Raw genomic sequence first — 14,712 nt, forward strand, 5'->3', positions numbered from 1 at the left:
CTATTTCTTAAGAGCCTGATAGAGTATTTCAACGGGGTGGTAAGCAATCCGGCCGGTTCCGTCGCGAATCTGATGCCGGCAACTGGTTCCCGGAGCCGCAATAAGAGTATCGGGGCTTGCCTTACGGACAGCAGGAAAAAGAACAAGTTCTCCCACTTTCATGGATACCTCATAATGTTCTTTTTCATATCCAAATGATCCGGCCATCCCGCAACATCCACTGGGAATCTCACTCACCTTGTAATTTTCGGGAAAAGCGAGCATCCTCAACGTTGGAGCCGTAGATGCCACGGCCTTTTGCTGACAATGGCCATGGAGGAGAATATGTTTTTCTTCGGTTGTAAACATGTCCTGGTTGATCCGGCCCGCATCCATTTCCCGGACCAGAAATTCATCAATCATGAGGGCATGATCTGACAGTTTTTGGGCATCTGCTTTAAGCTCATCACCCACCAGTTCCGGATATTCATCCCTGAATGCCAGAATCGCCGACGGTTCGAGTCCAATCAGGGGGGATTCTTCCGAAATCAGGTTTTTCAACAGAGTAACATTTTTTTCAGCCAGGACTTTCGCTTTCCTTAAAAATCCTTTGGAGAGACTTGCCCGGGCACTTTCTTTATGCTTGGGAATTTTTACGTCATATCCCAGGCGGGTCAGAAGGCGGATTGCGTCAATGCCCACAGGAGTATCCTGAAAATTAGTAAATTCATCATTATACAGGTAAACCCGCCTTTTCTCCTTCTCATTTTGAAGTGTCCGGACATAATGGCGCATCCATTTTGTCAGGGTTACGGTATGGAGCAAGGGAAGAGTCCGTTTGGTCGAAAATCCAATCATAGACATGAAAGGTTTCCGGAAAACACCCGTTTTAAAAAAGAAATTTGTCAATCCGGGAAAGAGAGATCCCAACCGGTGGAATTTTGTAATATTGGCTATTAATCTGGACCGAAAGGGTGCTCCATGGAGGTCATAATAATGCTGGAGAAACTCGGCTTTCAGTTTAGCCACATCTACACCGGATGGGCACTCGGATTTACACGCCTTACAACTCAGGCAGAGATCCATGATTTCGTAAATTTCTTCATGGTCCAGAGGATCATCCTTAGGTGAATAGGTTAAAAATTCACGGAGGATATTGGCCCGTGCCCGGGTTACGTGATGTTCATCCCGGGTTGCCATGTAGCTGGGACACATGGTTCCGCCCGACAGTTCTGTTTTTCGGCAATCGCCGGAACCGTTGCATTTTTCCGCAGCCCGGACAAATCCCTGGACCTGTGAAAAATCAAAGACAGTTTCAACTTCCCGGAGGGGTAATCCCGGTTCATATCGCAGGTGGGTATTCATCAGGGGAGTGTCTACAATTTTCCCGGGATTGAATATATTGTTGGGATCCCAGGTATATTTCAACTGACGAAGGAGCCGGTAGTTGTAATCACCAATCATAAATGGAATCATTTCGCCTCTCAGACGGCCGTCTCCATGTTCCCCACTCAGGGACCCCCGGTACTTTTTTACCAGTTGTGCCACATCCATGAGAATGGAACGGAAAATTTCCACTTCATTCCGGTCCTTTAAATTAAGGATGGGACGCAGATGAAGTTCTCCGGAGCCGATGTGGGCATAATATACACTTTCCTTGCCATATTTTTTCAGGATCTGATCAAAAGCTTTCATGTAGGCGGGCAGGTCTTCCACATCCACAGCCGTATCTTCAATCACAGTCACACTTCGGGTATCTCCAGGGATATTGGAGAGGAGTCCGAGTCCGGCTTTCCTGAGTTCCCATACCCTGTCTGTCATCTCATTGTACAAAACCGGAAAGGCATATCCATACCCTGCGGAGCGCATCTCTTGTTCCATGGCATGTGTCAATGTGTCAAGCTCATCCCGGGAATCCCGGCGGAATTCCACCATCATCAGGGCGGCGGGATCTCCCTGGAGGAAAAAACGATTTTTTCGCTGACTGATGTTGTCTTTTGTACAATTCATGATGTATCGGTCCATGAGTTCCACGGCACCGGGTTTGTATTTCAGGGCAATTAAATTGGCATCAAAGGCTTCTTCGAGTTTTTCAAAATGGCAGCAGACAACGGCTGTTTCTTTTGGAGGCAGGGGCACTAAATCCAGGGTGATTTCAGTAAAAAAGGCCAGGGTTCCTTCCGATCCTGCCAGAAGGGATGAAAAATTAAAGGGTTTTCCCTGGGCGTTAAAGGGTTGCATCTCCATGAGAATATCCAGGGCATAGCCCATGTTCCGCCGGGGAATGGAAGGTTTGGGGTAATTATCCCGGATATGAGACCGGTTATCAGGATTTTCAAGCATATCCCGGATATACCGGTAAAGCCTTCCTTCCAGGGAATCCAGGCGGGTTTTGGCATCAAAGGCTTCGGCACTGAGAGGTTCAAAAACGACTTTTGAGCCGTCACTTAACAGGGCTTTCACCGCCAGGGTATGTTCACGGGTACTGCCATATATGGGCAGATGGGCACCGCAGGAATTGTTTCCCACCATGCCACCCATCATACAACGGCTGGATGTAGAGGTTTCCGGCCCGAAAAAGAGTCCGTAATCTTTCAGAAAAAGATTTAAATGATCCAGGATGACGCCCGGCTGGACCCGGACCCATTTTTCTTCGGGATTTATTTCAAGAATCTCCGTCATGTATTTGGAGACATCCACCACAATCCCGTTCCCGACCACCTGTCCGGCCAGGGATGTCCCGGCGGTGCGGGGAATCAGCGATGTGCTGTTCAAACAGGCAAAACGAATCAATTCCTTCAAATCGTCTTCATCTTTCGGCCAGGCCACAGCCAAAGGTTTTTCCCGGTAAACAGATCCATCTGTTGCATAAATAATCCGCGTGGCATTATCCGTGAACAAATCACCTTTTAACGAAGTTTTCAGGGCATCCAGTGCTTGAATCACAACCTGTCTCCACTTAGCATTATATTGAAATGAAAGTTAAAAGATTATTTGTGAAGCTCAAAGAACGTTTAGACTGTATTGGTTCAGGGGTTCAGGGGTTCAGGGGTTCAATAGCCGCTGCGCGGTGTTCAATCGCTGCTGCGCAGCCTTCAAGGATCTCACTTCGTTCGATCTTCAATCCCAGCTTTGCAGATTTCAATAGGTGACTGGATTTCTTTTTTGAACACTGCGAAGCAGTGCTGGAATGCTGAGCGCAGGAAGCAATTGAACGGCACAAAGTGCCGCTTGAATTATTAAACGCTGCTGCGCAGCGTTCAAATCCATTATCTTTCATAAACTGATATCTTGATATGACTGCCGCAAAGTTTAAATGAGGACTGTATTTAATCCATTAAATAATTCGAAACAACACATATATGATTAGCAATATTTTCTTGCATTGTGTCGCATTTCGGTGTATTTTACCCCCGGGGTGGGGGGCGCTACCTAATCGAAATTATATATCCTATTTCTCTAATAATCTCATCATGAGATCAACAAAAAATCCGCAATCATTTATAAGAAATTAGAAGATGTAGGGACTGGCCGTGGCCTGTCTGAAATTGTCGTCGCTGCGCTCCTGGTGTGTCAATCAAATCAATCAAACCAATCTAGTCAATCGACTTTTCGACTTTCGACTTTCGACTTTCGACTTTCGACTTTCGACTGTTGACTGACGACTGCCGACTGCCGACTGTCGACTATTTATCTCTCAACCGTTGAAAAAACATTTCCATCAGATCTTTTATCTGATCTCTCATATAGCCGTTATGAACGCGGAGCCTGTGGTTCAGGCGGGGATCTTCACAGAGGTGATAGAGGGAATCACAGGCACCGGCATTGGGATCTTCCAATCCGTAAACAACCGTTTGAACCCGAGCATTGACCATGGCGCCGGCACACATAGGACACGGTTCAAGGGTTACATAGAGTGTTGCCTTTTCCAGGCGCCAGGATTTCAAATTATCTGATGCGGCTGTAATGGCCAGAATTTCTGCATGGGCCGTTGCATCCTGCAGGGTCTCACACATATTGTGTCCCCGGCCGATAATGTGATGATTCAGCACAATCACCGCCCCAACGGGGACTTCCCCCAATTCAAATGCTTTTTCTGCTTCCTGGTACGCAAATCGCATCCAATAGAGATGCGAAAAGGGTTTGATTGTCTCTGTCATTCTGGTTTCAATTCTTTTTATTCAAGTCAGTCAGACACTGGCGAATCCTTGCAAATCCTTCCTGAATAGATTTTTCATCCGTGGCAAAAGCGATACGGATATGCCCCTCCCCTTCTTCTCCGAAATAAATTCCCGGCACGACAGCTACTTTGTACTTTTCAAGCAAAAGATTTGAAAAATCTATACTGCTGATCGTTTTTTTGCAATACTCCTGGTAATTGAGGAATAGGAAATATCCACCCAAAGGTGTTGTAGCGGCATAAAATTCATGCTGGGTCAACAGATCACGCATCAGTTTTTTCCGGTTGGCCAGAATGGAAAGGATTTTATCCCGGTGTTCACTGCCAACACCTTCCAGAATGCGGATAGCCACACGCTGACTGATGGCTGGTGCACAGGTTGTGGAATAATTTCTTAAAAAATTTACCGGTTCCATCAACTCTTCCGAGCCGATGATCCATCCCAGACGCCAGCCGGTCATGGCAAAAAGTTTGGAGATACTGGTAAAAGTGATGACATTGGGATTATATCCGGACAACGAAAAGGCCTTGCTTTCGTAGGTAATTTCCCGGTACGATTCATCAATCATACACAGGATCCCTTTTTCAAGACAAATATCAGCGATATTTTCCAGAACAATCTTATCAACCACCTGACCAGTAGGATCCATGGGGGTGTTCAAAATAATCATACGGGTTTTATCGGTAAAAAGGCTGCATATACGTTCCGGGAGGACCGGGATCCGTTTATCAATTTGAATGGGGTAACGGACGGGGGTACATTCTGCCAGGCTCACAACCACTTCATAACTGGGATTCCCCACGACGGGTATCAGAATTTCATCACCTGGTTCACTCAAGGCCATCACACCGGAAAAAAGGGCTTCAGAGGCACCACCGGTCACCGAAACACCATAACCTTTGTCCGGTAGTTTATAGGCCTGGGCGATCAGCTCCCGAAGTGGGGGTAATCCGGCCGTATCTGTATAGGACAAATCTTCCGACAGGACAATTTCCTGGGCTGCATTCCGGATATTGGCCGGCATGGGGAAATGGGGCTCGGACATGGCAAAATTGATGACATCCCTGGAAATTTTGTGGGTAATGGTCCACTGTCCGTAAAAGGATTGCCTGGATAACTGACGGATTTTCTCTTTACCGATCATAGATAATTGTATTTAATCATTTATGGAGAGAACTTCCACCAATAAATTCCCGGAGGATAGATGTGGGTGGAATATCATCCGGTGGCAAAGGTAAAAAGAGCTGAAGATATCTGCTGATGCGGACAGCTTCCGCTTTGACTTCCGATTCTACCGGGATTTTATCCAGAAGCGGTAAGAGTCTTTCCCTGAAGACAGCCCACTCATACTCCAGGGCACTGTTGAACATCATATCCGCATGCTCCTGATAGGGAAAAATCCACCGTTCTTCCCCCATTCGGACCAGGGGCCAGCGCTTCAGGGTGTTTTCCACAGAATAGGACCGGAACTGATAATCCCGGAGCATCCGCCTTAACAAGCGGGTATCCGCCGTACTGATACGGTTATACACATTGAAATTGAGCTGGGTCAAAGCACTGATGTAAATTTTAAAAACACTCTCCGGGTCCAGATCCTTTGTCAATTCGGGGTTCAGTCCGTGAATTCCTTCAATAATCAGCACATCCTCCGGTCCCAGGGTTGTAAACGTTTTGGCCAACTCCCGCCTGCCAGTATGAAAATTAAAATGGGGCAACACGACCTTTTTCCCCAGCATGAGATCATTCAGGTTTTCATTCAACAGGGCATGGTCGATCATGTTGAGATGTTCAAAATCGATATTCCCATTTTCATCGGGCATAATTTTATCCCTGTCAATATAGTAATCATCCAGAGATATGTTTTTTACATGGAGACCATTGATCCGGAGCTGAATGGAAAGACGTTTCATAAAAGTGGTTTTCCCGGAGGAAGAAGGACCGGCGACAAAAATGAACCGTACGTGGTCATGCTTAAAGGTGATGGCATCGGCAATCTGAGCGATTTTCTTTTCATGGAGTGCTTCATACAGGTGGATGGCATCCACGAAATCTCCCTTTTCAATCCGTTCATTCAGATGATCGGTGAATTTAATACCCAGCAACTGTCCCCTATGTTCACTTTCCTGAAAGATGGAAAAGAGTTTGGGGGATTCAAGAAAGGGCGGCAGTGAATTGGGATACATGCTGTTGGGAAACTGGAGAACAAATCCGTCTGCATAACTTTGAAGCCGGTAATGATTCAAATAGCTGGTCCGGGGAATCAGGGGAGAAAGAAACCAGTGGGGAAACCCACAGATATCATAGACCTGAACGGATTCGAAGGGTGCTTTTTTCAGGATTTTAAAACGTCCCAGAGGGATTTCCTGAATTTCACTTATAGACATTGTCCGTTCTTCCATTTCGATATCCATGTCGATAATCGAGGACATTTTTGAGGATATTTTCAGAATATAATCATCGGGCAGCAATTCCGTGGAGAGGGGTTTGCAGAAAAACCCACGGCTGTAGGAATGTTCCACGGCAATGGTCACATCAGGAAACAGGCTTTCGGCAGCACAGAGCATGATAGCCGTGGCACTGATGGCCATGGCATTGGCTCCGGCAGCGCTATGTATATCAAAAAAATCCACAACCCGGGCTTCCGGAAGGATGGTGGAATTCAAACTTTGAGGAGATCCATCTACTGACATAATCAGAATGTGATCCATACTGTCCGGTAAAATATTCTGAACCAGATCTATTCCTTTGATGGAATTTTTCAGCTCACGATTAAAGGCCTGGGAACGATAGCGAATGAGCATCTTAGTCTCCCTTGTTCATATCCTGCCAGCAAATATTCAGTTCCCTGTTGGCTTTTCCCTCATCCAGGCGGGATACAGGTGTTGTATAAGGGGCGTTGGTTACTAATTCAGGATCTTTGTCAATTTCCTGATCTATTTTCAGCATTACATCGGCAAAATAGTCGAGAGATGCCTTACTTTCCGTTTCTGTCGGTTCAATCATGAGGGCTTCATGGACAATGAGGGGAAAATAGACTGTGGGTGCGTGGACGCCGTAATCCAAAAGCCGTTTTGCAATATCCAGTGTCCGGGCTCCTTTTGCCTTTTGACGGTCTCCCGAAAAAACGCATTCATGCATGGGTCTTTTGGTGTAGGGGAGGTGATACACCTTTTCAAGACGTGTTTTAAGATAATTGGCATTGATAATGGCACCCCGGGAAACCTGTTTGAGTCCTTCGGATCCCAGCATCCGGATATATGTCCAGGCCCTCAGAATCACTCCGTAATTTCCCCAAAAAGAATGAATTTTTCCGATAGATTCAGGCAAATCCCAATCAAAAAAGTAAGTCCCGTCTTTTTCCCGGACTACAGGCGTGGGCAAAAAGGGGAGTAATTTTTCATTCACACCGATCGGTCCACTTCCGGGTCCTCCACCACCATGGGGGGTTGAAAAGGTCTTGTGCAGATTCAAATGAGTAATGTCAAAGCCGGCACGACCCGTTTTCACAATACCCAGAAGGGCATTCATATTGGCTCCGTCCATATACATCAGTCCGTCCACTTCATGAATCAGGCGGCTGATTTCCTGCACATTTTCCTCAAAGAGTCCGACCGTATTGGGGTTTGTCAGCATAAAACCCGCCACCTCGTCGGAGAGCTTTTTTTTCAAATCTTCAATATCTACCAATCCTTCAACAGTGGATTTGACCTGCCGTGCTTCATATCCACCGATGGCAACTGACGCAGGGTTGGTCCCGTGGGCTGAATCAGGAATCAGAATGATCTTTTTTTGATTCCCTTTTTTCAGGTGGTACCGGCGCATGATCATGACACCGGTCAGTTCACCATGGGATCCGGCAGCAGGTTGAAGAGTAAAACCGGCCATCCCCGTGATGGCACAGAGAAAATCTTCCACATCTTTATAAATTTTCAGGGCTCCCTGGACTGTTTGAGGAGATTGCAAGGGATGGATTTCCGTGAAACCGGTCATGCCTGCAACGGCTTCGTTCATTTTGGGATTGTATTTCATGGTACAGGATCCAAGGGGATACATGGCTTTATCCACATGGTGGTTCAGGGCGGAAAGATTCACAAAATGCCGGACCACTTCAGGGATACTCACCTGGGGCAGGTCCGGCGGTGATTTTCGTAAATAATCTGAAGGGAACATATCTTCAAGTTTCTGTTCTTCCACATCACAGGCAGGAAAACGAACACCGTTTTTCCCGTCACTTGACAATTCAATCAACAACTTTTGATCCATTGCTCACCTGCTTCTCTTTACATACATGACTGCTTGTTTCAACACGGCGGCCAGATCTGTGCTTGATTTTCCACCTGCCGTCGCCATATGAGGACGCCCTCCTCCTCCACCACCAAGTTCCTGTCCGATCTTTTTTACGATATTCCCTGCGTGCACACCCTTTTGCACCAGATCATCGGTAACCATGCACAGGACCTGACTTGTTTGATTATTCTGTGTGGCAAAAAGGACAACCCCCGTCTTCAGCTTCTCCCGGGCCCTGTCCCCAAGATGTTTCAGGGAATTCATGGAATCCACATCCACCACGGCTGTGTAAACGGGAATTTCTTCAGCATATTCAGGATTTTTCAGATAATCCTCTACCGAATCTGTCAAAAGACGTGCTTTCAGTTCATCCCTTTCCTTTTCCAGGATTTTGAGTTGTTCCATCAAATCGTCAATTTTTGACAGGATGGATGTATCTTCCGTTTTCAGGCGGATGGAGAGATTTTCCACAATATCCTGCCAGCGGGAAAGATACTCCCTGGCTTTATGCCCTGTGACGGCTTCAATCCGCCGGACACCACTGGCAATGCTGCTTTCATTCAGGATGATGAAATATCCAATATCACCTGTGGCCTGAACGTGAGTCCCCCCGCAGAGTTCAAAAGAGACATCTCCTATTTTGATTGTCCGGACTTCCTGACCGTATTTTTCACCGAAAAGAGCCATCGCCCCCTTGTCTACAGCGTCCTGATAGGACATGTATTTTACAGTAAGGGGGGTATTGTGGAGAATTGCTTCATTGACCAGTGACTGAATTTTCTTCAGTTCATCCGGGGACACTTTCCGGGGATGGTTAAAATCGAAACGGAGATTATCGGGCCCCACATAACTGCCCGCCTGACGAACATGGGATCCCAACACATTCCGGAGGGCTGCATGCAGCAGATGGGTACCGGTATGATTCCGGGCCGTATCCAATCGCCGCGCCTCCACAACCTGAAGAGTCGCCGTTTCCGAAAGATGATTCAGTGGGATTTTTTTATCCACAATATGGATAAAACGGCTGCCTTCTTTCCGTGTATCTGTTATGGGATACTCTTTCTTATCAAAAACCACAATTCCGGTATCTCCGATTTGACCTCCGGATTCTGCATAAAAAGGAGTTTTGTCAAAAATAAGGTATGTTTGTCCCTTTGCATGGGCGGCCTTTAACAGCTTTGCCTGGCAACTGAGCCTTTCATACCCAACAAATTCTGTTTTGTCTGACTGGTCCCTTTTGGGAGCAAAACTTTTCCATTCCAGCGGTTTATTCGAAACATCTTTAAATTGGCCTGAAGCCCTGGCCCGTGCTTTTTGCTTTGCCATGTGCTGGTTGAAAGCCTCCTCATCAATGAAAAACCCCTTTTCTTCAGCGAGAAGACGGGTCAGATCCACCGGGAAACCAAAGGTATCGTATAATTTGAAGACATCTTTACCCGGGAGTGTTTTAAGTCCCTTTTTATTCGCCTTTAATACAAGATCTTCAAAGATGGCCAGTCCACGGTCCAACGTCTGAAGAAAAGATTCTTCCTCATTCCGGATAACCGCTGTTATCTGTTCGCCATGTTTGACAAGTTCGGGATACGCATCACCCATCGTCCGGATTAATTGGGGGACGAGTGCATGGATAAAGGGACCATTCAGACCGATTTTCTTTCCATAGCGTGCCGCCCGGCGAAGGATACGCCGGAGGACATACCCACGACCATCATTGGAAGGGAGGGCACCATCGGCAATACTGAAAGAGAGCATCCTCAGATGGTCTGCAATCACCCGATGAGGCATCCCAGCCGGACCACCATCATAGGATTTCCCGCTTCTGGATTCTATGTCCCGGATAACCTCCTGGAAAATATCGGTTTCATAATTACTCTGCAAACCGTTCAAGGTGCATAAAAGCCGTTCAAATCCGGCACCTGTATCCACATGTTTTTTAGACAGGGGGTGGAGGATTCCTTCCTCATCCCGAAAATATTGCATAAAGACCAAATTCCACAATTCAATATATCGTGAATCGCCGGCATTTACCAGACCGGCATCGATCCCTTCATTCATGGAGCCCCTGTAATAGTGAATTTCAGAGCTGGGTCCACAGGGGCCTGTATTTCCCATCTCCCAGAAATTATCTTTTTCCCCGAAACGAAGAATGCGTGATGAAGGCAATCCTGAAATTTTCTTCCACAGCTTATAGGATTCATCATCCTCATGATACACCGTGGCGAAAAGCCTGTCTTTGGACAATCCCCATTCCCGGGTCAGCAAATCCCAGGCCCATTCGATGGCTTCCCCTTTATAGTAATCCCCAAAACTCCAATTCCCCAGCATTTCAAAAAAAGTATGGTGATAGTCATCCTTCCCCACTTCTTCCAGGTCATTATGTTTTCCGCTGACCCGGATGCATTTCTGGGAATTTACAACCCGTGGGGAGACCGGTTCGGCCTGATCCAGAAATACCGGCTTAAACTGGTTCATTCCGGCGTTGGTAAAAAGAAGGGACGGATCATTCAGGGGAACCACCGGTGAACTGGGGACTTCTGTATGTTGGTGCTGTTTGACGAAGAAATCGATAAAGCTGCGTCGAAGTTCCTGAGATTTCATAATATCGGAGCATCCTTTCCATTGATCATCAGAATTGTAAATGTAAGAAGTGTGCAAGAATATTACAAATCAAAGCCGTCAATCGGCATAATCAGACTATTGCACTGCAAATTTCAAGGTCTTGTTTTCACCATCCACATTGTAAACAAAGAGATAATATATGCCCCGGCTTATGGGATTTCCATCGTAAAGCCTACCGTCCCAGATGATTTGTCTGCCGAAATGATAGGGAGACGATGGGGCCAGAGTATACAGGACTTCCCCACCTAAAGAAACAACCTTAACTGTACTCTGGTCCGGGAGTCCGTCAATGATAATCCGTTCATGGACCCGGGAATCATAGGGTTGTGGAAAGACCTTTATTGTGGATGTCCCCTGAATTTCTTCAGCCCAGGGGGTTTCCACCATATTAATGCCTCCGGCCGTTGCAATATATGCCATCCCGCTATTTTCATCGAAGGCTGCATCAGCCACAAAGGAATCCAGCAGGGGAGTATTTTCCCGTGTATATCCATATCCGCTGTTCAACCAGGTACTGTTAGCCAGGTATACCTTCACCCCGCCGTCACTTGTGAGGAACCATTTGTTGCTCCGACCGTCTATACGAACCTTTGTAATATTGGCATCGGAAACGGCTGGCAGAGGTGACGAGATGTTGCTGATAATATCTTCCAGGAAACGGGTAATAGAAACCGGGGGATTGATACTCTGTATACCACCGGATGTCACAACCCAGATAGTGCCGTCAGGAGCTCTGTCAATACTCAGGATATTGTCATTGGTCAAGCCGTGACTGGATGTAATCCGGTACCACACATTCCGCCGGTAATCGAAGACGGCAATGCCTCCCTGGGTAATGGGATCATTTTGGGGATGACTTTGCAGGGCAATCCATACCCGGTCATACTGATCGGTTGTCAACTCTGTAGGCAGAACTTCCAGGGCATTTTCCGAGTTAGTAACAGAATACTTTTCAACTGTCCCATCGGGCTTAAAGCGGACCAGAGGTTCGTTGTTGGCCGCATGGGCATTGGCCACCCAAATGGAACCGTCCCGGGTTTCAGTCATTCCCCTGAGAATCAGATATCGGGCTTCCCCTCCTACCGAAGCTTCCGATCCATGAAAGATATCATTGGTGGTATCCACCATGGTATAATCGGAATAATCTTCCCGGTTTATCACCAAAAGTGGACCCGGTTTTACCACTGGATCATAATTCAGGCGGGGGTAATCAATATAAAAGCCTTCAAAGGTCGCATACATATATCCGTTTTGGGCCAAAAGCAGATCATAAATCGTAGTGCTTGTAGATAAAATCGTGGTATAGGCCAGTGTGTCTGCACTAAACGAGCTTGTGTTTTTCTCCTCACGGATATGAATCAATGTATCCGCACGGATCAGATTGTGCCAGCTCCGGTTCTCCGGAATATAAATACTGATGCCGTCCCGGTTTGCAAAATATACGTGTCCATTTACATCTACCTCCACGGCATTATAGAATGAGGCAAAGGGAGAATTTGGAAGGATTCTCCGGGAAAATGACCCGGTTTTTTCTTTGATGAGGATTCCCTGGTTTTGCTCAGCCAGTATAAGGGTATCACCGGACAGAGCCACATCATTGAGGGCGTTGGGACTTGAGTAGTACAAGTCCCATGAATCACCGTTCAGTTCATAAATCCCCCACCGGTCCGCCAGCATGAGAGTGTCATCCCTGGAAATAAAACGCAGGGGAGTATATCCCTGAAAATCCGGGATGGAAATCCACCCATTTGAATCGAGTCGGCGGGTATCCCGGGAAAGGGCAACGTAGAGAGTATTTTGAAAAGTAGTCATGGCCAGCACCCGTTCATCCAGCATGGCATGCCACTGGGAGGCTGGTTTTAGATTGGATGATTGCCGATTTCCGGCGTACAGGCGGTTTGATGATGAAAAGAGAATCAGGGAATCACTCACAGCCACACTATAAATATGATCGATGGTTTCAGGAAAGTTTTCATACGTGTCCCGAAAAGCGACATACTCCGATGTGGTCACAAAATGGGCCAGTCCGTACGTGAGTCCTTTTTTATAAGCAACAATCAGGTCATTCTCCTGGCTATCCATGGCAAGAATCTGGTCAAATCCGAAATCGAAAGAGCGGATTGTTCCGTTATTCATGTGACAGGTAATGGTGGATGGTGCATGATCATAGCCAATCCAGAGGTGTCCATGTTCATCCTGCAAAAGCACCGATATTTTAATATGATCCGTAAAATCCGTATTAGTCAGCAGTTCCGGATCTGGATTCTGCCTGTTGATGGAAAGGATCCCCCCGTCAGTGGCACCCAAGATCCGGGAATTATTGATTACAATCTTTTTAACATTAATAGCTGGACCAACTGATTGCCAGTCCCCTACAGCCGCATTCAGAGCCGGGACAACCTGAAGAAGTGAGAAAATCCATAACAGAGTCAGGGCTTTTTTGTGCATTCACATCCTGAGTTTTCTTTTTATATGTTCAATATGGCGGATTGTTCAGCCTGATGTGTAAGAAAGTTCAGTCTTTGACAATAAAACTATCGGTACTATACCGTTTCAAAAGGAATTCCCGGGCGCTTTGGGCACTTTCACGGTCAGGATAATCTCCTACCCATACGACATACATGGTACCGCTTTCAGTTGCCCGGATCCGGATGACGGCCGGATATCCTTCCCGGATAAAATAATCCCGCCGTTCTTCCGCATTGGCTTTACGGGAAAAGGCACCAATCTGTAGATGGTACAGGAGAGATGGCTTTTGTGCTTGTGTGTCCGGTTCTTTCGCAGGCACACCCGGCAATTCATCAGACCGGTCAATCAAAACATCATTCTGTGCCAGCATTTTGTTGGCTTCACTCAGGTCAAGAGTTATGCTGACAGGTTTTTTATCCTGAGGCTGAGCTGCTGCATCGGGAAGGTTTCCATCAATCCGGCTTTTTATGAGAATATAGTAGCGATCTTCAGCAATATTCGGATCTCTTCGCAAGGCTTTATCGAGAATTCCTCCCGCCAAAACCACATTACCTGACGAAATATAGTAATCCGCCAGAAGCAGGAGAAGCCAGTTGGATTCAATTTCCGTGCTGTATTTACGAATATAGTTCTGGGCTTTTCGTGCAGAAGAAAGACCATCTGTATCCAGAATGATATCCAGCAGCTGCACATCCTGATCATCCGCTGCATATTCTTTATAGACATTGAGATAACTCCGCAATACCGCTGAATCCTCTCCTTTCAGGATCTCCTGAATATCGAGAGGTGAAGCCGGTAAAAACCCGGAGAATCCAAAAACAAGCATGAGTGTTATGTAAAATTTTATCATGGTATAAAAATAAAGATTCCCCCGGACATGAACATCAATAAAAAAGCTCCACAGGGGAGCTTTTTCAGGAGAATCATATCATAGATACATCAAAGGACGCGATAGATCAACAGGCCAATGACCACAATCATTGCAACAAAAATAAGGGCAACACCGATATTTCCCTTTTTGATCTCTTCCCATTCATCAATTTCAGTTGAGAGCCAGTCAAAAACCTTGATAGCCAGTCCCACACCAAAAGCAAAGCCGATGGATGCTGTGACAGCCCATAAAATCGCGTATCCCATTTCAGCAATTCTTTCAACAAAACTTAGCATAGATGCCTCC

At 46.5% G+C, this 14,712-nt stretch carries 10 protein-coding genes; all 10 read right to left on the reverse strand.

All coding sequences use genetic code 11. The features are described from left to right. The 10 genes from strainIA91_RS07910 to strainIA91_RS07955 all read right to left on the reverse strand — a co-directional run bounded on the left by strainIA91_RS07910 (position 1) and on the right by strainIA91_RS07955 (position 14,702). The gene (locus strainIA91_RS07910) at positions 1-2,925 is read right to left on the reverse strand and encodes an FAD-binding and (Fe-S)-binding domain-containing protein (RefSeq protein ID WP_400166243.1); all 2,925 of its coding nucleotides are present in this window, start codon (positions 2,923-2,925) and stop codon (positions 1-3) included. A 91-nt stretch (positions 2,926-3,016) separates the two neighbouring features. Further along, the gene (locus tag strainIA91_RS07915) at positions 3,017-3,259 is read right to left on the reverse strand and encodes a hypothetical protein (protein WP_400166244.1); all 243 of its coding nucleotides are present in this window, start codon (positions 3,257-3,259) and stop codon (positions 3,017-3,019) included. Positions 3,260-3,665: 406 nt separating this feature from the next. Beyond that, positions 3,666-4,139 (reverse strand): tRNA adenosine(34) deaminase TadA, encoded by a 474-nt coding sequence (gene tadA / locus strainIA91_RS07920; protein ID WP_400166245.1) that lies wholly within the window; start codon positions 4,137-4,139, stop codon positions 3,666-3,668. A gap of 7 nt (positions 4,140-4,146) precedes the next feature. After that, on the reverse strand, positions 4,147-5,304 hold the full coding sequence (locus tag strainIA91_RS07925) for a pyridoxal phosphate-dependent aminotransferase (RefSeq protein WP_400166246.1): 1,158 nt from the start codon (positions 5,302-5,304) through the stop codon (positions 4,147-4,149). A gap of 16 nt (positions 5,305-5,320) precedes the next feature. Beyond that, the gene (locus strainIA91_RS07930; protein ID WP_400166247.1) at positions 5,321-6,961 is read right to left on the reverse strand and encodes a uridine kinase; all 1,641 of its coding nucleotides are present in this window, start codon (positions 6,959-6,961) and stop codon (positions 5,321-5,323) included. A 1-nt stretch (position 6,962) separates the two neighbouring features. After that, positions 6,963-8,423: an aminomethyl-transferring glycine dehydrogenase subunit GcvPB gene (gene gcvPB / locus strainIA91_RS07935; protein WP_400166248.1), complete on the reverse strand. Its 1,461-nt coding sequence runs from the start codon at positions 8,421-8,423 to the stop codon at positions 6,963-6,965. A 3-nt stretch (positions 8,424-8,426) separates the two neighbouring features. Continuing rightward, complete coding sequence (gene alaS / locus strainIA91_RS07940; RefSeq protein ID WP_400166249.1) at positions 8,427-11,045, reverse strand: alanine--tRNA ligase; 2,619 nt, start codon at positions 11,043-11,045, stop codon at positions 8,427-8,429. A gap of 96 nt (positions 11,046-11,141) precedes the next feature. Further along, the gene (locus strainIA91_RS07945; RefSeq protein WP_400166250.1) at positions 11,142-13,514 is read right to left on the reverse strand and encodes a hypothetical protein; all 2,373 of its coding nucleotides are present in this window, start codon (positions 13,512-13,514) and stop codon (positions 11,142-11,144) included. Between the two features lie 67 nt (positions 13,515-13,581). Then, complete coding sequence (locus strainIA91_RS07950; RefSeq protein ID WP_400166251.1) at positions 13,582-14,385, reverse strand: SPOR domain-containing protein; 804 nt, start codon at positions 14,383-14,385, stop codon at positions 13,582-13,584. An 89-nt stretch (positions 14,386-14,474) separates the two neighbouring features. Further along, the gene (locus strainIA91_RS07955) at positions 14,475-14,702 is read right to left on the reverse strand and encodes a DUF350 domain-containing protein (RefSeq protein ID WP_400166252.1); all 228 of its coding nucleotides are present in this window, start codon (positions 14,700-14,702) and stop codon (positions 14,475-14,477) included. Positions 14,703-14,712: the final 10 nt, after the last annotated feature.

The organism is Candidatus Neomarinimicrobiota bacterium, from assembly GCA_041154365.1.
GTDB classification, from domain to species: Bacteria; Fidelibacterota; Fidelibacteria; order Fidelibacterales; family Fidelibacteraceae; genus Fidelibacter; species Fidelibacter multiformis.